A 24,811-nucleotide genomic window follows, 5' to 3' on the forward strand; every position below is an offset into this window, starting at 1 on the left:
ACTAAGGGTAAATACGAATATCGCCCGTCGATGGGTCGTACGAGGTTTTGTAGCGCGTCAACGGCTTAGTGGCTGGCCCCGTTTGCACTTCTCCCTCGCTCGAAAACACGGAGCCGTGGTTGGGACACAGAAAAGTATTGTTTGAGACAATGTAGTTGACCGCCGTTCCTTCGTGCGTACAGGCTTGCGAAACCGCGATAAACCCACCCTGCTGCGTACGTGCAATGATTACTCCGTTGGTTCTTACAAAACCTCCTGCATTGCGCAAGGCCGTAAATGTACCATTATTGACGTTCACAGAAAAATCAGTGGGAGTCGTCGGATTGGGATCGGGACTGGCGCCTGTATTACATCCCGACAAACACTGTTGAAGTACGATAGCTCCAAAACTCACCCCCACTAGGCGAAAAAACTCTTTTCGGTCAATCGTCGTTGCTTCCGTTTCCATAGCGTTATTGATATTTTTTTGTAGTTTTCAATGTTATTTTTAATAATCGAACTTAGCGTTTAAAACGCTCGCTTTTGTGGCTCTTTAAAAACGTAACTGAAACAAAAAGATTGTAACTATGAGAACTTGGCTTGGGATGGTGTTGAATTTATTTTTTTGTGCGGTGGTGTCGGCCCAAAACCTTGTGACCTCCAATTTGCCCCTTGTCATCATTGATACCCAAGGGCAGTTGATTGTGGATTCGCCCAAAATCAATGCGCAAATGAAAATTATTTACAACGGCACTGCCCAACGAACAGCTCCCTCAGATGCAGCCAACGTTTATCAAGGTATCGCAGGAATTGAGTTTCGCGGGTCATCGTCTCAGCTTTTCCCAAAAAAATCGTACGGATTTGAATTTCGGGACGAAAAAGGCGATGGCAAAGAAGTTGCGCTGTTTGGGATGCCTAAGGAAGAAGACTGGATTTTGTTTGCTTCTTACAACGAAAAAAGCCTTTTACACAACGTCCTCGCCATGAAAATGGCGCGCGATTTGGGGATGTACGCCAGCCGTACGCAGTTCGTCGAAGTCATCGTCAATGGACGTTATGAAGGGGTGTATGTTCTTATGGAAAAAATCAAACGGGTCAATGGGCGATTGAACATTACCAAGTTATCTGACCAAGACAACAGCGGCGATGCGCTTACGGGGGGGTATATTTTTAAGGTTGACAAACCAACGGGTTCGGGCGGGTCGATAGGCTGGTTTTCTAAAGTCAACTACAGTGGTCGTATCCAGTATTTGTACGAATACCCCGATTTTGACGAAATTACCCCAAACCAAAAAGCTTACCTCATTGCCAAAGTAGATAGTGCCGAAGCGGCGTTAAATGGGGGTCAGTTCAGGGACTCTCAAGTTGGCTACCGTCGGTTTTATGATGGTCTTTCTTTTGCGCGTATTTTTTTGGTCAACGAAGTAGCTCGCAACGTGGACGGCTACCGCATCAGTACGTTTTTTCACAAAGACCGCGACAGCAAAGGGGGAAAAATAAAAGCAGGCCCCGCTTGGGACTACGATTTGGCCTTTGGGAATGCCGACTATTGTGAAGCGCCACTTACGTACGGCTGGGCATATTTATTTGGAAACATCTGTCCTAGAGACAGTTGGCAAGTACCTTTTCATTGGAAGCGAATGCTCGAAGACCCCGCTTATGTGTCCGAACTCAACGACGAATACCAACGAATGCGCAAAGGTGCTTGGAAAACCGAAACGCTTATGTCGTATATCGACTCACTGGCGACCGTTCTTCAAGAAGCACAACAACGGAATTTTCAGCGGTGGCCCGTTTTGGGTCAATATATTTGGCCCAATCCTACCCCTATTCCAAGCACTTGGGCAGGCGAAGTCCTTGAACTCAAACAATGGCTCACGCAGCGCCTCGCGTGGATGGACATAAATATTCCTGGTACACTCACCTCCGTTGACCCCACTCCCATCCACGAAGTAATAGTCGAAGTAGCGCCCAATCCTTTTGCTGACGACGCCCGCCTTCTCTTTAAAGCTCCGCGCCCAATGGAAATTTTGGCGGAAGTTTTTGACCTCAGTGGCAAGCTAATTACCAGTAAGTTTCAGTACTTGTCGGTCGCTCCAACTACCGTCAGCATTCCTATTCAAGGGCCTTCGGGCACTTACGTATTACGCGTTCATACGCCCACCGAAATCATCCGAAAGCAGTTGGTAAAACAATAGAACCGTTCAATGTCTCATTCAAAAGGCGGGATTATTTCTAGCGCGTTCGCTTCTCCTTCTTTTATTTCAAACAATAGGTGTTCGAGTCCATTGCTAATCAGCAAATAGGGCGCTTTTAGCACGGCGTTGTAACGAATGGCTTGGTCGAGGACGGCATCCGTCAGCGGAATGTGAACAGCCTTACACTCCACCAACAAAAAAGGCGCACCCGAGCGGTCGTACACCAAAATATCGGTACGTTTAGCAAGTTGGTTGTACTGCAAGCCACTTTCGGTACGAATCAAAGATTTTGGGTACTGATGGTGCCCTATCAACCAGTGCAAGACGTGCTGCCTTACCCACTCTTCGGGCGTGATAAGCAGGTACTTACGCCGAATTACGTCGAAGATATGAGGTTTTCCCGCAATTTTCGTAACTTTGTAATCAAAGGGGGGCAAATTTAGCTCAACCATACAGAGGAGGATTTGTAAGGGCATCTTACAAATCTTTTTTTTAACCTATTCTCCCCAAAAATCAACACAAAACCAATGAAAAGCAAAGAAGAAATCGTAGAAAATTGGCTCCCACGCTACACAGGAACTCCGCTGGAGGTCTTCGGAGAATACATTTTGTTGACCAACTTCATCAATTACGTACAAATGTTTGCCGATAAGTACGGGGTCGAAGTGTATGGTCGCGACCGTGCAATGCAAACCGCAACTGCCGATAATATCACCATCATTAACTTTGGGATGGGCAGCGCCATGGCGGCCACTGTGATGGATTTATTGTCGGCCATCAATCCTAAAGCCGTGCTATTTTTGGGAAAATGTGGTGGATTGAAAAAAACGCAAATCGGGGACTTGGTACTTCCGATTGCGGCCATTCGCGGCGAAGGAACAAGCAACGATTACATGCGACCAGAGATTCCTGCGTTGCCCTCTTTTCGTTTGCAACGGGCCGTATCATCTATGATTAAAAAGCACGAGTTGGATTACTGGACAGGGACGGTCTATACCACCAACCGCCGAATTTGGGAACACGACGAAACGTTTAAAGAGTACCTTCGCGAAATCAGAGCGATGGCTATTGACATGGAAACGGCGACCATTTTTACCGTTGGGTTTGTCAACCAAATTCCACATGGCGCATTGTTGTTGGTTTCCGATAACCCACTGGTGCCCGAAGGCGTAAAAACCGAAGAGAGCGACAAAAAAGTAACTTCTCAGTTTGTAAACCGTCACCTACAGCTTGGCATCGACTCCTTGGTGGAACTAGCCAGCTCAGGCGAATCGGTCAAACACTTACGTTTTGAATAAGTGCTATGTACAGTGATTGGTTAACAGTTAGCCGTTAATTGTCAGATTGAACGTGTTGCTCCAGAGGAGCCAAATCTTCGTAGAAAGAATCAGGTCAAAGAAAAAGCCCCATCGAGGCGACCAATGGTCAACTCAATGGGGCTTTTTCTACATGGCAGCTAACAACACAATTAACTGCGTACAAGCACTTAGTTACAGTAGTCGCTGATTACTTTGTAAGCCTGGGTATATCCCAATTCACCCGCTTTCGACAAGTCCAAACAACCACTATTTTCGTCGCCAAGGCTGTGTTTAATCAAACCACGCACGTAATACGCTTCTGCGTGTTTAGGGCTCAATTTGATGGCACTTGTACAATCTTGGATAGCACCTCTTTGGTCGCCAATGGCAGACTTAATCATACCACGCGTAAAATATGCTTCTGCATAAGTAGGGTTAAACTCAATGGCTTTGTTTAAGTCGATAATCGCACCTTTGCCATCACCCTGTTTGTTTTTACCAACTCCCCGCGCAAAAAACGCCTCCGAACGCTCAGTCGAAAGCTCGTTGATTTTGTTTTTCTCTTGCACTACTTCACGAAGCTGGTCCAAAATCGAGCGGCTAATGCTTCCCATATAAACCACTTTTGTATCGGTAGGTGTGTTGTTAATATCAACTGCTTTGTTCAAATCCGAGATTGCATCGCGTTGGTTGCCCAATTTGCTTTTGCTAAACCCACGTCCATAATAAGCACGGTGGTTTTGTGGGTCAAGGCGAATCGCTTGGTCAAAATCAGTGATAGCTTCTTCGTATTTTTCTAGTTTGCTACGAGAAAAACCACGGTTGTAGAATGACTCCGCATCCTCTGGCTTCAATTCGATGGCTTTGCTGTAATCGTTTACGGCACCCGCAAAATCGTTTAATTTTATTTTCACATAACCACGTCCTGACAATGCCGATGGGCTTTTAGGGGTCAAATCCAACACGCGAGAGAAATCAACCAAAGCACTTGGGTAATCTTCCAATTTTGTTTTGACCGTACCACGGGCAAAAAGCGCGCCTGCGTTGTTTGGTTCCAACTCAATAGTACGATTCAAATCTTGCAACGCTCCACGGTAGTTTTCTACGCGAGCACGGTTAACCCCGCGTTGATAATACCCTTGTGGATCGTCAGGATTCAATTCAATAGCCCGTGAAAAGTCTTGAATCGCAGAGCGAAAATCGTCTTGTTTGGCTTTGCTCGCCCCACGGTAAAGGTACGCGTCCGAATACTTAGGATTTAATTCGATAGAACGGTCAAAATCTAAAATTGCCCCACGGTGGTCTTTCAGATTCGCCTTCGCCATGGCGCGGTTGTAGTAGCTAGGGGCGTTTTCTGGGCTCATCGTAATAGCCAAATTAAAGGCTTGAAGAGCGGCCACAAAATCGCCAGATTTACTTTTATTAACACCTTCTTCAAAATACTCCGCGGCAGTTTTTTGAGCTTTCAAAACATGAGTAAATGCCATAATACAGGCAAAAACAAACATAAAAGTTGAGCGTTGCTTCATAGCAATACGTAAAAAAAGTTTGATGAATATTGGGATTGGCTTGCCAAAACTACCGATTTTTAGACGCCTAGCCAACATGACCCCTAAAATATTTATGCCGAAAAGTAAATTATCCTACCCAAAATCCTATTCCAAATAACAGAACAAAAAGCAATGTGGAGAGCGCCATCTGTTTTAAGTACGGGTCTAACTCTCTTGGGTTTGTCAGTCGGCTAACGGCAAGACCATTCCGCACAAAAAGCGGAAAGCTAAGTACAAACACCCACTGGCTCCATGTCCATTCGGTAAGGAGTAAATAGGCAATACTTGCCAACATCCCGACCGTCAACAATACCCAATGATACACAATTGCCTTTTGGCGCCCTATTCGCACTGGTACCGAACGCTTGCCCGTTAAGGTATCTGATTCGATGTCTCGGATATTATTAATATTCAACACCCCCACGGCAAACAATCCGCAACTTGTGGCGGGTAATAACAACGTTGGATCAAAAGTTTTGGTATGCAAATAATACACGCCCAACACTCCTACCCATCCAAAAAATATAAGCACGGACAAATCTCCCAGCCCTTCATAACCATACGGACGCTTGCCTGCGGTGTAGGTAATGGCCGCAATGATGGCTAGAATACCCAACCCCAAGAAGGCCAAAAACGACTGCCATGTCGCATCTTTGAGGGCTTCGTACAACAGCCCAATTCCGCTCACCAGCGATACTACCGAAAACAAAATCACGGCGTTTCGCATCGAACTAGCCGAAATCGCTCCCGACTGTACCGCCCGCTGAGGCCCTTGCCGCGCTTCGGTGTCTTTTCCGTTTACGGCATCTCCATAGTCATTGGCAAAGTTGGAAAGTACTTGCAAGCAAACGGTGGTTACAACCGCCAAAATAGCGATTGTCCAGCTAAATTGATGGTGTGCGGCGGCCAAAAAACACCCCATTAGAATACTCGATAACGCCAAAGGCAACGTCCGCAAACGCGCCGCTTCTATCCATTTTTTCATCAGTTAGTCCATTATTTTTAGCCTATAATCCATAGAAAATCGAATTTTTACAAATTTTAAAAGTATAATTATCAAGCAATTAACGATTAGCCATTGACGATTAACAATTAACTTTTTGCATCTCTCTTCACAATTTCCTAATTTTGCATCGGCAAATCGGAACTACCAGCTCCCATTGAATCCCCCAGGTCTTGACCGAAGCAAGGGTAAGTGGTTGTAGCGGTGAGATTCTCGGTTTGCCATTTTTTGTTTTTAGCGCAATGCTTCCCACAAAATTTCTGCTGGGTGCAGCGCATGACGGCCCGTTCCATCGTGGATTTGATGACGACAACTCGTCCCTGGCGCCGCAATAATCACTTCTTCGGGTTGCTGACGTACGGTAGGGAACAACACCATTTCCCCGATTTTCATCGACAAGTCGTAATGCTCTTTTTCGTACCCAAAACTTCCAGCCATTCCACAACAACCGCTTGGAATCAACTGCACTTCGTAGTTTTTGGGCAACGAAAGCATTTTTTTCGTCGGTACCATTGAAGCAATCGCTTTCTGCTGACAATGACCGTGCAGTTTTATGCGTTTGGGTTCTTCGGTAAATTGCTTGCTGGTAATGCGTTTGGCATCGATTTCGCGGGCGATGAACTCATCAAACTGTAAAGCATTTTTGGCCAAACGTTTGGCATCCTCGACCAATTCTTCACTCACCAAATCAGGATATTCGTCGCGGAATGTCAAAATCGCCGACGGCTCAATTCCCACCAATGGTGTTTGGTCTGAAATTAGCCCTTTGAGTAGCTGCACATTTTGCTCTGCAATTTTTTTGGCATCCTTCAATAACCCTTTCGACAACTGCGGACGACCACTCGGCCCGTGTTCAGGAATCACCACTTCGTACCCTAATTTTTCCAACAATTGAATGGCTTTTTTACCAATCTCAACGTCGTTATAATTGGTAAATTCATCACAAAAAAGGTAAACTTTGCCACTTGCTTGCCCTTTGCCACTTGCACTTTGCCCTCTGCCCTTTGCCCAACTCGTCAAAGTCGTGTTATGCAACAACGGCATGGTTCGGTCGGGATGAAAACCTACGAGTTGGTTGGCAATGCGGCGCAAGGGAGCGTTTTTAAACACCAAATTGTACGCCCAAGGCACGTAGCTCGCAATCCCCGTCATTTTGGAAAAGTTACCCACTAGCCACGAGCGCATCGGTACACCGTTGGCATCGTAGTAGTGCTGTAAAAACTCCATTTTCAGTTTGGCAACGTCCACGTTCGACGGGCATTCTCCTTTGCAGCCTTTACAGGCCAAGCACAAATCATATACTTCTTTGACAGCCGCCATCCCAGTGGAGCTGTTTTTATCATCACTAAATTTCCCATTCGGCGTTTGGGGGCTATGCGTCAAAAACTCGCGCAATATGTTAGCCCGAGCCCGCGTGGTATCCTTTTCGTTGCGCGTGGCCATAAAGCTAGGGCACATCGTTCCACCCGACAACTGCGTTTTGCGGCAGTCGCCAGAGCCATTACACTGCTCAGCGTGTTGGAGGATGGTTTGGTTTGGATAGCGGAAATACGTTTTAACATCAGGCGTTTGTTGGTCGGCTTCGTAGCGCAAAAACGTATCCATTGGCGCCGTATCCACAATTTTGCCTGGGTTGAAAATCGCATTAGGATCCCAGGTTCGTTTAAGCTCTTTAAACAATGCGTAATTTTTTTCTCCCACCATCTGCGGAATAAATTCTCCGCGCAAACGCCCGTCGCCGTGCTCGCCAGACAGCGAGCCATCGTATTTTTTCACCAAAGTAGCAATCTCCTCCGCAATCATTCGGAATTGACGGTGGCCTTCTTTGGTTTTTAGGTTGATGATAGGACGAAGGTGGATTTCGCCCGAGCCTGCGTGCGCGTAATGCACAGCCGACATGCCGTTTTTGTGCAAAATTTCGTTAAAATCACGAATAAAATACGGCTGGTCTTGCACATCCACGGCCGTATCTTCAATCACAGCCACGGCCTTTTCATCGCCAGGTAGATTGGCCAAAAGCCCCAAACCTGCCTTCCGAAGCGTCCATATTTTTTTAGTATCGTCGGCATGAAGAAGCGGATAATGAAAGCCTTTACCTTCTTTTTTGTAATCCTCAATCAAAGCTGCCGCTACCCGTTCTACTTCCTCTTTGGTATCCTGAGAAACATCCACCACCAAAATGATAGGATACGAGCCATCGGCTTTTTTCTGAACAAAAAACGCGTTTTTGCTTTGTTCGGGGTTTTCCGCCGCGCATTCCAAAATGTAATTATCAATCAACTCGACGGCCTGCGGTTTGTATTTCAACGCCGTGAGGGTGGCATGAAGCGCATCGTCGATGGTATCGAAATGCACACACACCAGTCCTTGGGCTTTGGGCGGCGGCGGAATAATGTTCAACTTTATTTCGGTCAAAAAACAAAGTGTCCCTTCCGAACCTGCAATCAGTTTGCACATATTGAAGGCCTCCGTTCCCCCAAAGGGAGCAGAATCCAATAGCATATCCAACGCATAGCCCGTATTGCGGCGTTCAATTGACTTTTTCGGAAAGTTTTTGCGTATTTCTTCCTGGTTTTCAGGATTAGAAAGGATTTCAAACGTCTTGGCATAAATAGCTCCCTCTAAACCTTCCGTCGGGAAAGAAGTACTTTCCCCATTCGCAGGCAGGGAGCCGAATGTAACCTCGCTCCCATCGGCAAGCAGCGCCTTTACTTCCAACAAATGTTCACGCGTGGAGCCATAAACCACTGAGTTTGACCCGCAAGAGTTGTTTCCCACCATGCCGCCAATCATCGCACGGTTGGCAGTAGAAGTTTCGGGGCCGAAATACAATCCATACGGCTTCAGCGCCATGTTTAGCTCATCGCGTACGACGCCTGGCTGTACGCGCACCCAGCGTTCTTCGGCGTTGATTTCCAAAATTTTCGTAAACGTCCGCGATACATCGACCACGATGCCATTTCCAACCACTTGCCCCGCCAACGACGTTCCAGCCGTACGCGGAATGAGGGATGTTTTATGGGTATTTGCAAAACGGATAAGCACTTTTAAATCCTCAATGTCCTGCGGAATTGCCACGGCCAGAGGCATTTCACGATACGCCGACGCGTCGGTAGCGTAGAGCGTTCGCATGGTTGTATCGTCGTACAGTTCGCCCTTAAAACGTTGGGCTAATTCAGAAAGTGGTAGGTGAGTCATTGGTGAGTTTTCGAAATCTTCTGCGAAAGCGCAAAGTTACGACCTACGCGTTTGTTATGCTAATTTGATTTTCTCTCAACACATGCTTTATAGTGCAGTTTACTCTACCAGAAATATATACTCTTTCCTTGACTATCATTGTAGATAGGAATATATTTGACTATGCAAAAAGCTGTTTACTACGAATTACTCCAAATTACGCTGACCCGCATTTTTGGAGAACTCCCAATGGATGTCTTTGAATCAGTCGTTGATTTATTAGAATGGAAAGAAATAGCAGGGGGAGAAATTTTATTCCATAAAAACGATGAAGCTGATTGTTTGTATGGCGTACTCAGCGGACGGCTACGGGCGTATGTTCCGACCGATGATGGGTCAGAAATACCTTTGGGGGAGATTCCGCCAGGAGAAACGGTGGGAGAAATGGGGATTTTTACGGAGTCTCCGCGCAGTGCGAGTATCGTCGCCATCCGTGATTCTGTTTTGGTAAAAATCAGTAAAAGTGCCTTTGAAAAAATCATCATGGTGTCGCCCAAAGTCGTCCTCAATATCACCAATTTGATTATTGAGCGGCTAAATCGACAAAATCTTTCCAAAAAAACGAATTACAAAATCACGAACGTTGCCCTCATTTGTTTGCATCATTCTCCTGCCGAAAAGGCATTTTGTCAAGCTGTTTTCAAAGCACTCAACCATAAGGCAAGTTGTTCCTATTTATCCATTGAGCGGATTAGCCAGCACTTCAACGACCCAGACATTGCGAATGTAGAGAAAGCAGACGTGACCAATTACCGACTGCTCAGTAATTGGCTCGATGAACAAGAAGCACAGTATAATTATGTTTTTTACGAGGCCGATACCCTCACCAGCGAATGGGCCAAACGCTGCGTTCGTCAGGCAGATAAGGTGCTGATTATTTCTGAAAGTCAATACGGCTCGGGGCCGAGCGCTGCCGAAATGGCCTTATTACACACGGGTTCTTCCAGTGTCAACAAAACGCTGGTGTTGCTTCACCCTCCCATGGCTGATTTTCCGACCAAGACCTCCAGTTGGCTACGAAGCAGGCGAGTTCAGCGGCATTTCCACGTCGAACAAGATAACCCCTCCGATGTTGAGCGCATTCGGCGCTACCTCATGGGCCAATCCGTCGGGTTGGTGCTATCGGGAGGTGGAGCGCGGGGCTTTGTGCACGTGGGGGTCTATCGTGCCTTGGAAGAACGAGGCATTCCCGTCGATTTTGTGGGAGGAACGAGCATGGGTTCTATCATTGGCAGTTTTATTGCCATGGGATATTCTGCCGAAACGCTTGACAAAGTCATGCGTAAAATCTACGTAGAAGGCAAAAATCCAACGGCTGATTTTAACCTGATTCCCTACTTCTCGCTCATTAAAGGCAAGAAAGTGGAACAAATTTTAGAAAAATATTGCGGCGAGGTCGAAATCGAAGATTTATGGCGCAATTTTTATTGTATTTCTAGCAACCTCACCAAAGCCGAAGCCATGATTCACCAAGCGGGAAAATTGCGAAAATACGTACGGGCCAGCATCTCGTTACCAGGTATTTTACCCCCAGTGATTGACGAAGAAGGCTTACTAGTGGACGGGGGAATTTTTAATAATACGCCTGTAGATGTCATGCTGGCGCAGGGAGTGGGAAAAGTAATTTCGGTCGATATGAATGTGCAACGTACGCTTCAAAAAAATGAAAATTACCAATCAGGTGGTACGTGGCAGGCGTTCAAAGGGCGAGTTATGGGGCAAAGTACGGGAACAAGAATCCCGAATATGATGTCCGTAATTTTTCAATCAACCACCATTTCTAGTGATTTTAAAGCCAATCAATACAAGCCTTACTGCGACCTGTACATCAACCCCAATGTGACCAATTTTGGCATCATAGACTGGAAATCGTACGAAAAAATCGTTGAAATCGGCTACCAAACTGCCATTGAAGCAATAGATGAACAGTTAAAAACGACGCTTGAGTCCTTCAAGTAATCCACACATTTATGAAAAGACGTCTTTGGATATTGTTATTGGTAGTGACACTTACCCATCCCTTAGCAGCACAAAAGAGCAAAACCGACTCGGCTACGACGAAAAAAAAGGGGTGGCGGCTTTTTGGCAACAAAAAAAATAAAGAGTTAGAAGCCGTTTCAAAGGAAAAAGACAAAGTTTCGGCAGAGAAGAAAAAGGTAGAAAGCGAAAAGCAATTTTTAGAGTGGAAAAATCAAAATTTGTCCTCTCAAATCGACGCCCTTGATGCGCAAAAAAAGGCGTTGGATGTTCAACAACACTTTCTGGATTCGCAGCTTGTTGTTCGCAACCACAGCCTCAAACTCATGACCGAGGCGCAAATGAAAATCCAATTGACGCTCTTGCGACAAAAACAATTGCTCGACTCCATTTCGTTTACCAAAGTCATTGACTCCCTAAAAATCAGCGACCAGCAGAAAATATTGACCCAAAAAGAAGACCAACTCCGACGGCAAGAAGCAGAAGTCGAACTTCAACAAAGCCAACGAAATTTGCTAATTGTCGTGGTATTGGGGGTTTTGGTAGTCGCTCTGGGTATCTACCGAAGCCTGCTTAATGTCAAAAAATATTCTAAAATTATTGAGGAAGAAAAAAACAAATCGGAATACCTACTGCTCAATATCCTGCCCAAAGAAGTAGCCGACGAGCTCAAGAAAAGCGGCGCCGCCGAAGCAAAGCATTACGAAGAAGTAAGCGTATTATTCTCTGATTTTGTGGGCTTTACGTTTTTGGCCGAAAAACTCCCTCCCCAAGAACTAGTCGCTGAGCTAGACTATTGTTTCAAGCGTTTTGACCGAATTATGGGCAACAATAAGATTGAAAAAATAAAAACCATCGGCGATGCCTACATGGCCGCAGGTGGCGTACCCGTGCCCGACTCCGACGCTCACGTGCGCATTGTGCGGGCGGCACTTGAGCTGCAAGAGTTTATCGAAGCCCGAAAACAGCAACGACTCCACGAAAATTTGCCTTTTTTTGAAGCCCGCGTCGGAATTCACACGGGGGAAGTAGTGGCAGGAATTGTGGGGGAAAAGAAATTTGCCTTCGACCTTTGGGGAGATACCGTCAACATTGCGTCTCGCATGGAATCGGCGAGCCTTCCTGGCAAAGTCAATATTTCGGAAGATACCTACGAGCTGGTCAAAGCGCATTTTATTTGCTCCGACCGTGGCAAAAAAGACATCAAAAATCGCGGAGAAAAAGGAATGTATTTCGTTGAAAGGGAGGTTTTGGGAGATTAAACGCTCCCCAAAAATCTCATGTGCTTGGCAAAATCTCTTCGTCTTCTAAAATTTGTTGCAAACAAAACGTGTAATCCTCAAAGAGCGGAACGCTTTCGCTCCAAGCATATACTTCTACGTTTTTGTGGGTACGTATCACCAAAATTTGACGACTTTTTGTCAAAATCCATACAATGCCTTCTACCCCAAAAGTCAACAGTTCTTGGGATTTTTGAAGAATATAATCCGCTTCCGTGCCCCCTTCTTCTTCGTTTTCGGCTTTGGCATCAATTTTCACGTCCACCTCTATGATGAACTTAGGAGGTAGTGAAGTGTAAGTATCCGTCCACGGATGAGGTGATTTTGATTTTTCGCATATAAGAATGTCTCCCGAAAAATTGACATTCTTACGTAAATGCAACCCTACTTCATTGGTAGGCACCCAAAATTGTTTTTTAGGTAAAAGATTTTTTAGAAAATGTACAAGGGCTTGTATCATCAAACCCTGTAAAAAACTACTTCCCACAATTTCTTCTTCCGTTTTGAGCCCAAGCAATACTTTACGATAGCCTTTTCGGTAATAAACCCGACCGCCAAACTCTTCGTAAATAAGGCTTTGAGGAATGGTTTGTGTTGTAGTAGCCATAGCGTTTCTCCTTTTCTGAACTTACGTAAAGTTACAACATTTTTACATTGGCTGGTTACTCAAACGCCGCTCGCAATTCCTCCCTGTCATCGAAATGATGCTTTACACCTTTGATTTCTTGGTAGGTTTCGTGGCCTTTGCCTGCTACCAAAATAATGTCATGCGGCTGGGCCAATGACACCGCGTACCGAATGGCTTCGCGGCGGTCTTCGATGGTTTTGGTTTTCTTAAAGTCAACGGGCGAAACCCCTGCTTGCATTTGTTCCAAAATCGCGAACGGGTCTTCGTTGCGCGGATTATCGGACGTCAGAATCACTTTATTGCTCAATTCGCAGGCAATCCGCGCCATTTCGGGGCGCTTGGTTGCATCGCGATTTCCGCCACAACCCACCACCGTAATCACTTGCTGGTTGCCTTCGCGCAGTTCGTTGATGGTTTCCAACACATTTTGTAGGGCATCGGGCGTGTGGGCGTAATCCACAATCCCCACCACTTCACTTGGACTTACCACCTGCTCAAAACGACCTGGTGGCGGCGTAACTGCCGACAGCGCCGTCAGCACCTGTTCGGTATCTTCGCCCAACAAAATAGCCGCGCCATATACGCCCAATAAGTTGTAGGCATTGAATTTCCCAATCAGTTTAAACCAAACTTCTTGTCCGTCCACGTCCATTTGAAGCCCAAAAAGGCTATCCGCAATAAGTTTACCTTTGAAGGTGGCAACTGTTTGTAGCGAATAGGTCTCTTTGCGAGCGGCGGTATTTTGCACCATCACCCCCCCACGACGGTCGTCGATATTTACCAATGCAAAGGCCGTTTTAGGCAACTGGTCAAAGAATCCTTTCTTGGCTTTGATGTAGTTATCGAACGTTTTGTGGAAATCAAGGTGATCGTGGGTGATGTTGGTAAAAATTCCTCCCGCAAACGTCAGCCCTGCGATGCGTTCCTGTGCCACCGCGTGTGAACTCACTTCCATGAAGCAATATGAACACCCGCGACGAACCATTTCAGCCAACAACTCATTGATTTTAACCGAGTCGGGCGTCGTATGGGTTGACGGAACAATATCATCATCAATTTGGTTTTGCACCGTCGAAAGTAACCCTACCCGATGCCCCAATTGGCGGAATAGTTTGAACAGCAACGTCACAGACGACGTTTTCCCATTGGTTCCTGTTACCCCTACTAATTTAAGCTTCGCCGACGGGTTATCGTAAAAATTAGAAGCCATTTGTCCCATCGCTCGGGCTGAATCCGCCACCTGAACATACGCTATTCCCTCGGCCAAATCGTTGGGTAAGTCTTGGCATAAAATAGCCGCTGCACCCATTTCAATGACTTTCGGAATAAACCCATGCCCATCCACTTGCGTCCCTTTCTGGGCCACAAACAAACTTCCCGAAGTTACTTTTCGAGAATCAAATTCGATGGAACTGATTTCAATATCGGTATTTCCAATTACTGAACTAATCGGAACGCTCGCTAGTAGGTTTTGAAGTGTCTTTGCCATTGTCAATTCAATCTTTGATTAAAAACGAGGATGTGAGCATCCTCAGGGTTGGTTTTGAGAAACCAACTGCACTTGTTATTCACTCTATTACTTAATTACTTAAACAGTGCCCCCATTCTCGTGCTGAATGTTCTTCAGTTCCAGTTTGGTTTCATTGCGTTCAAACGCCATCATTTTATCCAATAATTCGTCAATCGTATCCGCCACCAAGAGCAATGCGCGGTTTTCGGCTTTCAAAAATCCTTCTTGCACCATGTGGTCGATGTGGGCTAATAAATGATTGTAGAAACCGTTGATATTCAAAACGCCCACAGGGCCATGAAAAATTTTCAACTGCGTCCAGGTCAGAATTTCAAACAGTTCATCGAGGGTTCCGAAACCACCAGGAAGTGCAATGACTCCGTCTGACATGGAAACCATTTTGGCTTTGCGCTCGTGCATTGTATCCACAAAATGAATTTCGGTGAGGGTTTTATGCGCCACTTCTAATTCGGCCAAGAAATTAGGAATAATTCCCGTTACTTTCTGGTCTCCTGCCAATACGCCATCGGCAACGGCTCCCATCAACCCCAAATTTCCCCCTCCATAGACCAGACTTATCCCTCGGTTGGCCAACGCACGCCCAGCTTCCTCGGCTGCTTGAAAATACTCAGGTCGCTTGCCCGCGTTTGCCCCACAATACACAACAATTGTCTTCATTCTCGGTTTGTTAATAATTGCTTTGGCCACAAATATCGGGAACGAAATCCACCAATGCTAACGAATATCATTGGTGGGAATCGGGAATCCTCTATTTTTGTTGTGGCTCTTACCAAGATAAATTAGCACATTCACATGAAAGAAATCAAAGCCATCATCGAAGCCTACGATTGCATCGACCGAAGCACCACCAAAGCCGCCCTCGCCACCGTTGTGCGCGTCGAAGGGTCGTCGTATCGTCGTACGGGTGCCCGTATGCTTGTCATGGACGACGGCGTGTGGGTAGGTGGCATCAGCGGGGGATGCTTAGAAGGCGATGCCCTCAAACGGGCACGCCTCGCCATTGCCAAATCGCAAGCGAGCTTAGTGACCTACGACACCACCGAAGACGACCAACACCAGATTGGTGTGGGATTGGGATGCAACGGGGTCATTGACGTTTTACTGACTCCTCTTTCGTTTGAGGACGCTACTAATCCCGTTGAAATTCTCAAAAGCTGCATGAACGAGCGCCGTCAGACGCACATTTTATTGACGGTGATTGGGTTAGAAGACGATTACCAAGGCTTACAAGCAGGAACGATGCTCCGTTATACAGGCCCTGAAAGCATTGCATTTTTAGACAACCCAAGCCTTCAGGCAGAACTTACCCATACCATAGAGGTGTATGCCGAAAAAGGGCGTTCACGTCCCAAGGCGTTTGACCTCCCCGACGGCCGTACGCTTGAATTGTTCATCGAAATTCTTCCCCCCGAAATTCACCTTGTATTGATGGGGCACCAATACGATGTTTTACCATTGGCTCGTCTTACCAAAGAAATTGGTTGGCGGACGACCATCGTTGCCAATCCTCAGAAACTGATGTCTAAATTGCTGGCTGTCACCGATGCGATTGTTACCCCAGCCGATTTTAGCACCATTTTAATCGACGAACACACGGCGATTATTCTCATGTCACACGATTTTAAGACGGACAAATACAACCTTCCCAAGGTGCTACAAACGGCGGCGAGTTACGTGGGGATGCTGGGTCCGAAAGTCCGTTCCGAAAAAATCCTTAAAGAACTTTCTGAAGAAGGGATTGTTATTTCAACAGCCGAAAGCGAACGAATTCACGCCCCCGTAGGTTTGGACATAGGCGCTATTTCGCCCGAAGAAATTGCTTTGTCGATTTTAGCCGAGATACGGGCCGTTTTTTCCCTGCGTACGGGAGAAGCCTTGCGCCTTCGCACAACCCCTATTCACGAACGCGACTGATTTATTTACCATGGAATTGACCTCTGTAAACGATGCCACGCGCATTATTTTAGAAAATACCCTCGACTACGGTACCAAGGCCGTTGCCTTTACTGACGCCTACCGCCGAGTATTGGCCGAACCGCTCGTAGCCGACCGCGATTTTCCTCCTTTCGACCGCGTGACAATGGACGGAATTGCGATTCAATGGCAAAGTTATCAAAATGGTCAGCGTACTTTTCGGATTGAAAGTACCCAAACTGCGGGCGACGTACAGCATACGCTTCAAGATCCTGCGGCTTGTATCGAGGTAATGACGGGGGCATCGCTTCCCATTAATACCGACACGGTCATCAAATACGAAGACGTGACCATCGACAACGGAGTAGCCCAGCTTACATTTGCCGTTCGCGAGAAACAAAATGTCCACTTTCGGGGCGAAGACCGTGTAGCAGGTTCCGCTATTGTTCCCGCAGGCACGTTGTTGGGCCCAGCCGAAATCGCCATTGCTGCCAGCGTTGGCGCCACGGAAGTGATGGTAAAAAAACTGCCGTCGGTGGTGATTATTACTTCGGGCGACGAGCTGGTGCCTGTAGAGGCCACCCCACTCCCTCACCAGATTCGGAGTTCAAATGTTCACTGCATCGCCACTTTGCTCAAACCGTACCAAATAGAGGTAGATTTTATTCACATTCCCGACGATTTGGCAACGACGCAGCAGGCCATTCAACAAGCCCTACAACAATACGACGTCCTCATTTTGTGCGGTGGGGTATCGCAAGGAAAAAAAGATTTTATTCCCAAAGCCCTTCAAGCTGAAGGGGTGCAGAAGTATTTTCATAAACTGAGCCAGCAACCAGGAAAACCGTTCTGGTTTGGGCGAAAAGACCGTAACGTTGTCTTTGCTTTGCCAGGAAACCCCGTTTCTTCCTTCCTGTGCGCGCGTCGGTATTTTATCCCGTGGCTACGACAGTCGTTGGGACTGGTGGCTTTCGACCACACCTACGCGGCCTTGAGCACCGACTATGTTTATACATCTCCCTTGACTTATTTTTTGCAAGTTCAACTATACCAAGAGAATGCCACATTGATGGCTCGTCCAGTGATGGGGCATGGCTCAGGAGATTTTGCCAATTTGGTTGAAAATCAAGGGTTTTTAGAGCTACCCAAGGAGCAAACCGAGTTCAAAAAGGGAGACATTTTTCCACTTTGGCGGTACGATACCCTGTAATATCCTTTTTGAATATGCCTAATAAATAGCGGGAAAATACCGTTTGATAAATTCATCGAAAAAAAAACTCCCAAAAAGTTGAATGAGCCCAAAGGTTCGTCGTAAATTGTACCACGAAAAGCTCCAAACATAGCGATTTAATGGGCTACGATACTCTCTTAAATTTTTGTATTTTTTTTCTTGATTTTTAAAAAGTGAATGCCCTAACCAAGAGACTCGTAACCTGCTAATAGCAAATTCGTTACTAATTTCTGAACACTATACGACGGCATAAAAAGTGAATCGACATCATTTTTTTTGATTAGGGTCACTCATAAAACGTTTGTAATTTCGCAAAACCAATGACAAGCTATTTGCCCTTTCAGGTGCTCTTTTGGGCACGTGCAAAAGTGAATTGTGCTTTTCAAACCAAAATCAGTACAAAACAGACAATCACCCCAATAAAAATACGAAGTACCTATGTATGTTGTTAAACGCGATGGCCGCCGTGAATCGGTCAAATTTGATAAAATCACTTCCCGCATAGAGAAGTTGTGCTACGGACTGGAAGCTGCTTACGTTCAGCCAATTGAAGTAGCTAAAAAAGTCGTATCTGGTATTTATGATGGCGTAACTACTGCTGAGTTGGACGTATTGGCTGCTGAGACAGCCGCTTCTATGACGACTAAGCACCCCGATTACGCTATCTTGGCCGCGCGTATTGCTATTTCCAATTTGCACAAAAACACGCTGAAGTCGTTCTCGGCAACGATGAAGCAACTCTATACTTATACCGACCCCAAAACAGGCGAAAATGCTTCGTTGATTTCGAAAGAAGCCTATGACGTGATTCGCAAACACGCCGCTTTGCTCGACTCGACAATCATTTACGACCGCGACTACGGCTACGACTACTTTGGGTATAAAACGCTTGAAAAATCATACCTTTTGAAAGTAAACGGCAAAATCGCCGAGCGCCCTCAACACATGTTGATGCGCGTAGCGGTAGGGATTCACTTAGAGGATTTAGATTCGGTGATTGAAACCTACAATTTGCTTTCTGAAAGATGGTTTACGCACGCCACTCCTACGCTTTTCAACGCAGGAACGCCGAAGCCACAGATGTCGAGTTGCTTCTTGTTGACAATGAAAGAAGATAGCATTGCGGGTATCTACGACACCCTCAAGCAGTGCGCCCTTATTTCGCAATCCGCAGGGGGAATTGGGGTAAGTATCCACAATATTCGCGCAAAAGGTAGCTACATCAAAGGAACAAATGGTAACTCCAACGGTATCGTGCCAATGTTGCGCGTATTCAACGACACTGCCCGTTACGTTGACCAAGGCGGTGGTAAGCGTAAAGGTTCGTTTGCGATTTATTTGGAGCCTTGGCACGCCGATATTTTTGATTTCTTAGAATTGAAGAAAAACCACGGGAAAGAAGAACTCCGCGCCCGCGATTTGTTCTATGCCATGTGGATTCCTGACTTATTCATGAAGCGCGTAGAAGCCAATGATACTTGGTCGTTGCTTTGCCCTCACGAATGCCCAGGTTTAGCCGATACGTATGGCGATGAGTTTGAAGCGTTATATACCCAATACGAACGCGATGGCAAAGCCCGCAAAACGGTAAAAGCCCAAGACCTTTGGTTTGCAATTATGGAGTCGCAAATCGAGACAGGGACGCCGTACATGCTTTATAAAGACCACGCCAACCGCAAGTCGAACCAAAAGAACTTGGGAACCATCAAGTCGTCGAACTTGTGCACCGAAATCATGGAATTCACCTCTCCAGACGAAGTAGCGGTTTGTAACTTGGCATCGATTTCGTTGCCGAAGTTTGTAGAACAAGGCACGGATGGTTTCTTGCATTTCAACCACGAGAAGTTGTTTGAAATCACGAAAGTGGTGACCCGCAACCTCAATAAAATCATTGACCTTAACTACTATCCTATCCCAGAAGCCGAACGCAGCAACAAACGCCACCGTCCTATCGGAATCGGTATCCAAGGGTTGGCCGATGCGTTCTTGTTGATGCGTATGCCGTTTGAGTCCGAAGAAGCGCGCCGCCTCAACGAAGATATTCACGAAACGATTTATCACGGCTCATTGGTCGCTTCGATGGAGTTGGCTCAAAAAGACGGTGCTTACGAAACATGGAAAGGCTCACCAATCTCTGAAGGTACGTTCCAATTTGATATGTGGAACGTAACGCCTAAGAGTGGTCGTTGGAACTGGGAACAGCTTCGCAAAGATGTCGTGAAACACGGTGTTCGCAACTCACTTTTGTTGGCACCTATGCCAACGGCTTCTACCAGCCAAATTTTGGGTAACAACGAATGTTTTGAACCATTTACTTCTAACCTCTACGTTCGTCGCGTATTGTCGGGTGAGTTTGTGGTTGTTAATAAATACCTCCTCAAAGACCTCGTAAAAGAAGGTTTGTGGAACGATTCGATGAAGAACAAGTTGATGATGCACAACGGTTCGGTTCAAAAAATCGCCGAAATCCCACAACACCTCAAAGACCTTTACAAAACGGCCTGGGAAATTAAACAAAAGACGATTGTGGACATGGCCGCCGACCGTGGTGCGTACATTTGTCAGTCGCAGTCGTTGAATATTTTCATGGAGAATGCCAACTACGGCAAACTTACGTCGATGCACTTCTACGCATGGAAGAAAGGTTTGAAAACAGGTATGTATTACCTTCGTACCCAAGCTGCCGTTGACGCCGTGAAGTTTACGGTTGAAAAACACGTGGAAGCGGTGTTAGAACCTGTTACGACGAAAGTTTCGGAAAAAGACCTCAATTACGAGAAATACGCGCAAGAGCACGCTCCTCAGATAGCGCCAAAAGAAGATACGCAATATCCTCTTAACTCACCTAAGGATAATTAATCTTTCGCTTTCTACTTACCCCTTGCAAGCCCGAACCTTTGTGTTCGGGCTATTTTTTGTGCTGTGTATTGCTCAGGGTATGAGTACCCTGAGGCACGATGCGAGTACCCTGAGGCACGACCCGTGCGGAGGGATACTCATATCCCGACAACTAAGCAAACTTGTCAGTCCTCAGGGTATGAGTACCCTGAGGCACGACCCGTGAGGAGGGATACTCATATCCCGACAACTAAGCAAACTTGTCAGTCCTCAGGGTATGAGTACCCTGAGACACGACGCAAGTACCCTGAGGCACAATATGGGCGTTCCAACGTTATGCTCCTTTTTTGCGTCTTCCCAAAAACTAGACTCACCTCTTCTATGAACCGTTTTCTATCGTTCGGAATTGCTGCTGCAATTGTATGTTTAATGACTGCATGCCCCAATGGTCTTTTTAATGACCGCAATGGAAAATTTCTTTCCCAGCCCGTCAATTTGGAAGCTTTTAATTCTGAATTTGACGATTATAACTCCGCTTTGCCAGGCAACCGCTACGGAAATGGCTACCTTATTTTTTCCTCAAAACGTGACCGTAAAGAGCTTTTTAACCTTGTTGCTAAACCTTTTGAGTTAGAATACGACGACAAAACCAACTTACTCAACGCTAAAGCCAGCATTCAATACAACCTCGACATTGCCAAAGACGAACCTTACTACCAGCTTTTAGTACGGAAGGCCAATCAATCGTGCAATGTGCTAGGGCCGGTGGTTTATTCGTTCGACCGACAAATTATTAACGTCGGCGAAACGCGCCATGAGGGCAAATTTTTGTTGCTTTATGCCGACGATTCATCGGGGGATTTACAAATTAAATTTGTTCACAATTTCAACGATAAAAACACGGCTGAAGGCCCTTTTGAAGTAGCATGGCTCAACAGCACGAGCGATGATGCCTATCCTACCTTCAATTCAGATTTTAGCAAAGTCTATTTTTGCTCAAACCGTGAGGGGAATTTTGACATTTTTGAGGCCGATTTGCCCAACGACAAAACCCAGCTTTTGTCCACTTTATTAGCCAGAGCTATTCTACCCGTTAAGAAAAATACGCAGCTTTCTTCATCCGCCGACGACAAATGTCCGCACTTTGCAACAAGCTATTGGAGCAATACGCTGTACTTTACATCCAATCGTTCGGGTGGTTTGGGAGGTTTTGATATTTATTCTGCTCAACTCACCAACGGAACGTGGTCACAACCCGAAAACATGGGAAGTCGCGTCAATACTTCTTACGACGAGTACCGCCCAATAACGCTTCCCAACCACGATTTCAACTATCATTTAGGAGTATTTTCATCCAACCGTCCTCAAGGCAAAGGTGGCTTTGATTTGTACATGGTAGGATTTTTGACGGGGGAACAAACGCGGCCTAAATAGGCAACTTTCGCGGTTTTGATACCGCAAGATAAAGGATGCAAGATTGATTGGTCAAAATCATTACATTTGTGGGTTAACCAATCTTTTTTGCTCATTTTTAACTCTTGCATCATTCCGTGAAAAAACACCTCGCTTGGCTCTGCCTGCTGCTGTTTTTAGTGTTAGAAGGTTGCAAATCATCCAAAAAACCGCGTACCACGCCTCGTGATTTTGGCCCAATGGGAATGAAACGCGAAATGCGGGCGGTTTGGATTGCAACGGTCGATAACATTGATTGGCCCAGCCGCAAAAACCTTCCTCCCGCTGAACAACGGGAGGAGTTTATTCGGCTCATTGAAACACACAAACGGATGGGTATCAACGCGGTTTTTGTGCAAGTACGGGCGGCAGCCGATGCGTTTTATGCCCGTGGCGAAGAACCTTGGTCTGAATGGCTAACGGGAAAACAGGGCAAAGCTCCCGAGCCTTTTTACGACCCCCTCGATTTTATGATTGAAGAATGCCACCGTCGGGGCATTGAATTTCACGCGTGGCTCAATCTCAACCGCACGGCTCACCGAGCAAGTAAGAGTATTTCCAACGATAACATTGGCCGCAAGCGTCCTGAATGGGTCTTTGACTACGATGGCTATAAGCTATTCAACTTTGGGCTCCCTGAAGTTAGGGATTATATTACGTCGGTAACGACCAACATTGTCCACGAATACGACGTGGACGGCATTCATTTTGACGACTATTTTTACCCTTATACCGTCACTGGCCAAACGCTCAAAGACGAAGAAGCCTACCAACAATACGGCAGTCGGTTTCGCAACAAAAACGACTGGCGCCGCGACAACGTTGATAAACTTATCAAACAAATCAGCGATGCCATCACAGCCGAAAAACCGTACGTTAAGTTTGGGGTAAGCCCATTTGGGGTGTGGAGAAATCGGAAAGATGACCCTTCGGGCTCGGCAACGGAAGCTGGGCAAACATCCTACGATAATCTGTATGCTGATACAAAAAAATGGATGAAAGCGGGCTGGATTGATTACCTTGTTCCGCAGGTTTATTTTTCTACAAAGTTTGACAAAGTACCCTTTAAAATCCTGACTTCTTGGTGGTTGCCTTATACCTACGGCCGCCATTTATACATTGGTCAAGGCCCGTATCGGATTGGTACCGAGGACAAGGATAGAACTTGGGCAAATCCATCTGAGTTGCCAAACCAAATGCGGTTTATTCGCCTCAACCCCGAAATTTTGGGAAGCGTTTTCTTTAGTTCAAAGTCATTGATTGGAAACAAACTAGGACACGCCGATTCCTTGCGTACCAATTTCTACAAAGACCCAGCGTTTCCGCCTACCATGCCGTGGAAAGACCATACGGCACCTTTGACTCCCAAGAATTTACAGGTAAAAGATACCCGCGACGGCGTCGAACTGCGCTGGGCGGCCTCTGAAGCAGCCCGCGATGGTAGTCTTGCTCACTATTATGCCGTCTATCGCTATTCCGACAGTGAAGCTCCTCGCCTATTGGCAGGCTGCTATGAAGGTCAAACGCGCGCGCTTGATAAAAGTGCCAAACGTGGCAGACGCTATACCTACGCTGTTACGGCCCTCGACCGCCTTCACAACGAAAGTGAGCCTGTGTTGGCGACGGTCTATGCCCGTTTGGCGCGGAAATAAATGCTTACGCACTGTTAATCGTTATCTGTTAACCGTTAAACAACTGATTACTAACTACTTAAAGAATGTTTTTGAAGTTTTTTATAGACTTTCCAAGTTTCAAAAACTTGGAAAGTCTAACTGTCTTTGAAACTTGGAATGTCAGCGTTTTTCTAGCTTTACTTTCCAATTAGGGCCGCTTTTTACACCGTATTTGGTAGCAAAATCACCCATATTGACGGCAAAAGAAAAATTCATCAAGCTATTCAAGTAACAAAGATTTTGTCCTTCGGGCACTTCACCGAAGGTATTGGCAAAAGGCATTTCACCACGAAACACTTCTTTGTCGCCCTCCCAAACCGTCACCATTACCTTTTTACCCGCCGTTAAACCCCAATTTTTCACCATGTCAGCGGGGATATTTGTCCAAACGTTACCGTACTGAACGTCCAAAATTGGGATAGTTCCGACAATGGCATTTCCTTCTAAAACCGCTTTTTGGTACGGAATTCGAACCACTTCGTTGGGCAAACGCGTCCCTACTTGCGCCAGCGTAATGACACCCGCAGCCAACCGCGCCGCTGTAAACGCATATACGTCACGTCCGTGAAAGGTATAAGAGCCTTGCGAATTACGTCTTCGATTGATGGCTTCGTCAATCTCTCTTACTTCTTGAATCCCCATCGACTCGGCTACCAAAGAAAAGCTCCCGTTGTTGGGTCCCACAAAAAAATGCCCGCTCTTGGTTTTTAGCACCACCGATTTACGGTCGGTTCCCACGCCTGGGTCCACCACCGACACAAACACCGTTCCTTTAGGCCAGTAGGTTGCCGTTTGTTGGAGGCGATAAGCGGCTTCCCAAATGTTATACGCAGGAATTTCGTGGGTCAAATCAAACAGCCGTAGTGCGGGGTTTACGCCCATTGCCACACCCTTCATGGCCGATACCGCGCCGTCTTTCAAGCCAAAATCCGTTTGAAAAACCACTGTTTTGGGTTGGGCATACAGGGTGGTGGCAAAAATCCATGCCGTGATTGCAGTAATGAGTTTTTTCATTAGAAACC

The 24,811-nt window shown here is 46.3% G+C and carries 18 protein-coding genes; 9 read left to right on the forward strand and 9 right to left on the reverse strand.

The annotated features are described in order from the left end of the window. Window position 1: 1 nt before the first annotated feature. Window positions 2-448, reverse strand: coding sequence for a QcrA and Rieske domain-containing protein (locus FHS57_RS22590; protein ID WP_037300179.1), 447 nt, complete (start codon window positions 446-448; stop codon window positions 2-4). Between the two features lie 118 nt (window positions 449-566). On the opposite strand from FHS57_RS22590, the gene FHS57_RS22595 reads away from it, so the two are divergent. Beyond that, window positions 567-2,177 (forward strand): CotH kinase family protein, encoded by a 1,611-nt coding sequence (locus tag FHS57_RS22595; RefSeq protein ID WP_183977646.1) that lies wholly within the window; start codon window positions 567-569, stop codon window positions 2,175-2,177. A gap of 14 nt (window positions 2,178-2,191) precedes the next feature. On the opposite strand, the gene FHS57_RS22600 is transcribed toward FHS57_RS22595, so the two are convergent. Continuing rightward, the gene (locus FHS57_RS22600) at window positions 2,192-2,629 is read right to left on the reverse strand and encodes a type I restriction enzyme HsdR N-terminal domain-containing protein (RefSeq protein WP_122932762.1); all 438 of its coding nucleotides are present in this window, start codon (window positions 2,627-2,629) and stop codon (window positions 2,192-2,194) included. 75 nt (window positions 2,630-2,704) lie between these two features. Here FHS57_RS22600 and FHS57_RS22605 point away from each other — a divergent pair, with 75 nt between their 5' ends. Continuing rightward, window positions 2,705-3,475, forward strand: coding sequence for an AMP nucleosidase (locus FHS57_RS22605; RefSeq protein ID WP_028523667.1), 771 nt, complete (start codon window positions 2,705-2,707; stop codon window positions 3,473-3,475). 188 nt (window positions 3,476-3,663) lie between these two features. Here the strand turns inward: FHS57_RS22605 and FHS57_RS22610 are convergent, their stop codons facing one another. The 3 genes from FHS57_RS22610 to FHS57_RS22620 all read right to left on the reverse strand — a co-directional run bounded on the left by FHS57_RS22610 (window position 3,664) and on the right by FHS57_RS22620 (window position 9,226). Next, window positions 3,664-5,004, reverse strand: coding sequence for a tetratricopeptide repeat protein (locus tag FHS57_RS22610; protein WP_183977648.1), 1,341 nt, complete (start codon window positions 5,002-5,004; stop codon window positions 3,664-3,666). A 109-nt stretch (window positions 5,005-5,113) separates the two neighbouring features. Then, window positions 5,114-6,010: a 1,4-dihydroxy-2-naphthoate polyprenyltransferase gene (locus tag FHS57_RS22615; RefSeq protein ID WP_183977650.1), complete on the reverse strand. Its 897-nt coding sequence runs from the start codon at window positions 6,008-6,010 to the stop codon at window positions 5,114-5,116. A gap of 252 nt (window positions 6,011-6,262) precedes the next feature. Continuing rightward, entirely contained in the window at window positions 6,263-9,226 is a 2,964-nt protein-coding gene (locus tag FHS57_RS22620) for an FAD-binding and (Fe-S)-binding domain-containing protein (RefSeq protein ID WP_183977651.1), read from the reverse strand. Between the two features lie 162 nt (window positions 9,227-9,388). Here FHS57_RS22620 and FHS57_RS22625 point away from each other — a divergent pair, with 162 nt between their 5' ends. Both FHS57_RS22625 and FHS57_RS22630 read left to right on the forward strand, forming a co-directional pair. Next, window positions 9,389-11,224 carry a patatin-like phospholipase family protein gene (locus FHS57_RS22625; RefSeq protein ID WP_183977652.1) on the forward strand — a complete coding sequence of 612 codons (1,836 nt, stop codon included), beginning with the start codon at window positions 9,389-9,391 and terminating at the stop codon, window positions 11,222-11,224. Window positions 11,225-11,235: 11 nt separating this feature from the next. Then, window positions 11,236-12,504, forward strand: a complete 1,269-nt coding sequence (locus tag FHS57_RS22630; RefSeq protein WP_183977653.1) for an adenylate/guanylate cyclase domain-containing protein — start codon at window positions 11,236-11,238, stop codon at window positions 12,502-12,504. A gap of 16 nt (window positions 12,505-12,520) precedes the next feature. On the opposite strand, the gene FHS57_RS22635 is transcribed toward FHS57_RS22630, so the two are convergent. The 3 genes from FHS57_RS22635 to FHS57_RS22645 all read right to left on the reverse strand — a co-directional run bounded on the left by FHS57_RS22635 (window position 12,521) and on the right by FHS57_RS22645 (window position 15,338). Then, a complete protein-coding gene (locus FHS57_RS22635) occupies window positions 12,521-13,129 on the reverse strand; it encodes a hypothetical protein (RefSeq protein ID WP_183977654.1) in 609 nt (202 codons plus the stop codon). A 55-nt stretch (window positions 13,130-13,184) separates the two neighbouring features. After that, entirely contained in the window at window positions 13,185-14,639 is a 1,455-nt protein-coding gene (locus FHS57_RS22640) for a UDP-N-acetylmuramoyl-L-alanyl-D-glutamate--2,6-diaminopimelate ligase (RefSeq protein ID WP_183977655.1), read from the reverse strand. A 99-nt stretch (window positions 14,640-14,738) separates the two neighbouring features. After that, window positions 14,739-15,338: an LOG family protein gene (locus tag FHS57_RS22645; RefSeq protein ID WP_183977656.1), complete on the reverse strand. Its 600-nt coding sequence runs from the start codon at window positions 15,336-15,338 to the stop codon at window positions 14,739-14,741. A gap of 135 nt (window positions 15,339-15,473) precedes the next feature. Here FHS57_RS22645 and FHS57_RS22650 point away from each other — a divergent pair, with 135 nt between their 5' ends. The 5 genes from FHS57_RS22650 to FHS57_RS22670 all read left to right on the forward strand — a co-directional run bounded on the left by FHS57_RS22650 (window position 15,474) and on the right by FHS57_RS22670 (window position 23,768). After that, a complete protein-coding gene (locus FHS57_RS22650; RefSeq protein WP_183977657.1) occupies window positions 15,474-16,595 on the forward strand; it encodes an XdhC family protein in 1,122 nt (373 codons plus the stop codon). A 10-nt stretch (window positions 16,596-16,605) separates the two neighbouring features. Further along, window positions 16,606-17,805, forward strand: a complete 1,200-nt coding sequence (locus tag FHS57_RS22655) for a molybdopterin molybdotransferase MoeA (protein WP_183977659.1) — start codon at window positions 16,606-16,608, stop codon at window positions 17,803-17,805. Between the two features lie 459 nt (window positions 17,806-18,264). Beyond that, a complete protein-coding gene (locus tag FHS57_RS22660) occupies window positions 18,265-20,685 on the forward strand; it encodes a ribonucleoside-diphosphate reductase subunit alpha (RefSeq protein ID WP_183977661.1) in 2,421 nt (806 codons plus the stop codon). 360 nt (window positions 20,686-21,045) lie between these two features. After that, window positions 21,046-22,098 (forward strand): TolB family protein, encoded by a 1,053-nt coding sequence (locus tag FHS57_RS22665; RefSeq protein ID WP_183977663.1) that lies wholly within the window; start codon window positions 21,046-21,048, stop codon window positions 22,096-22,098. A gap of 116 nt (window positions 22,099-22,214) precedes the next feature. Beyond that, window positions 22,215-23,768 (forward strand): glycoside hydrolase family 10-like protein, encoded by a 1,554-nt coding sequence (locus tag FHS57_RS22670; RefSeq protein ID WP_183977665.1) that lies wholly within the window; start codon window positions 22,215-22,217, stop codon window positions 23,766-23,768. Between the two features lie 141 nt (window positions 23,769-23,909). On the opposite strand, the gene FHS57_RS22675 is transcribed toward FHS57_RS22670, so the two are convergent. After that, on the reverse strand, window positions 23,910-24,803 hold the full coding sequence (locus tag FHS57_RS22675; RefSeq protein ID WP_183977667.1) for an SAM hydrolase/SAM-dependent halogenase family protein: 894 nt from the start codon (window positions 24,801-24,803) through the stop codon (window positions 23,910-23,912). Between the last annotated feature and the right edge of the window lie 8 nt (window positions 24,804-24,811).

This window comes from Runella defluvii (genome assembly GCF_014195535.1).
Lineage (GTDB): Bacteria > Bacteroidota > Bacteroidia > Cytophagales > Spirosomataceae > Runella > Runella defluvii.

Bases quoted from the DNA above. Each gene is read 5' to 3' on its own strand.
- FHS57_RS22590 (WP_037300179.1), bottom strand. From the start codon at position 448: ATGGAAACGGAAGCAACGACGATTGACCGAAAAGAGTTTTTTCGCCTA.
- FHS57_RS22595 (WP_183977646.1), top strand. From the start codon at position 567: ATGAGAACTTGGCTTGGGATGGTGTTGAATTTATTTTTTTGTGCGGTG.
- FHS57_RS22600 (WP_122932762.1), bottom strand. From the start codon at position 2,629: ATGGTTGAGCTAAATTTGCCCCCCTTTGATTACAAAGTTACGAAAATT.
- FHS57_RS22605 (WP_028523667.1), top strand. From the start codon at position 2,705: ATGAAAAGCAAAGAAGAAATCGTAGAAAATTGGCTCCCACGCTACACA.
- FHS57_RS22610 (WP_183977648.1), bottom strand. From the start codon at position 5,004: ATGAAGCAACGCTCAACTTTTATGTTTGTTTTTGCCTGTATTATGGCA.
- FHS57_RS22615 (WP_183977650.1), bottom strand. From the start codon at position 6,010: ATGAAAAAATGGATAGAAGCGGCGCGTTTGCGGACGTTGCCTTTGGCG.
- FHS57_RS22620 (WP_183977651.1), bottom strand. From the start codon at position 9,226: ATGACTCACCTACCACTTTCTGAATTAGCCCAACGTTTTAAGGGCGAA.
- FHS57_RS22625 (WP_183977652.1), top strand. From the start codon at position 9,389: ATGCAAAAAGCTGTTTACTACGAATTACTCCAAATTACGCTGACCCGC.
- FHS57_RS22630 (WP_183977653.1), top strand. From the start codon at position 11,236: ATGAAAAGACGTCTTTGGATATTGTTATTGGTAGTGACACTTACCCAT.
- FHS57_RS22635 (WP_183977654.1), bottom strand. From the start codon at position 13,129: ATGGCTACTACAACACAAACCATTCCTCAAAGCCTTATTTACGAAGAG.
- FHS57_RS22640 (WP_183977655.1), bottom strand. From the start codon at position 14,639: ATGGCAAAGACACTTCAAAACCTACTAGCGAGCGTTCCGATTAGTTCA.
- FHS57_RS22645 (WP_183977656.1), bottom strand. From the start codon at position 15,338: ATGAAGACAATTGTTGTGTATTGTGGGGCAAACGCGGGCAAGCGACCT.
- FHS57_RS22650 (WP_183977657.1), top strand. From the start codon at position 15,474: ATGAAAGAAATCAAAGCCATCATCGAAGCCTACGATTGCATCGACCGA.
- FHS57_RS22655 (WP_183977659.1), top strand. From the start codon at position 16,606: ATGGAATTGACCTCTGTAAACGATGCCACGCGCATTATTTTAGAAAAT.
- FHS57_RS22660 (WP_183977661.1), top strand. From the start codon at position 18,265: ATGTATGTTGTTAAACGCGATGGCCGCCGTGAATCGGTCAAATTTGAT.
- FHS57_RS22665 (WP_183977663.1), top strand. From the start codon at position 21,046: ATGAACCGTTTTCTATCGTTCGGAATTGCTGCTGCAATTGTATGTTTA.
- FHS57_RS22675 (WP_183977667.1), bottom strand. From the start codon at position 24,803: ATGAAAAAACTCATTACTGCAATCACGGCATGGATTTTTGCCACCACC.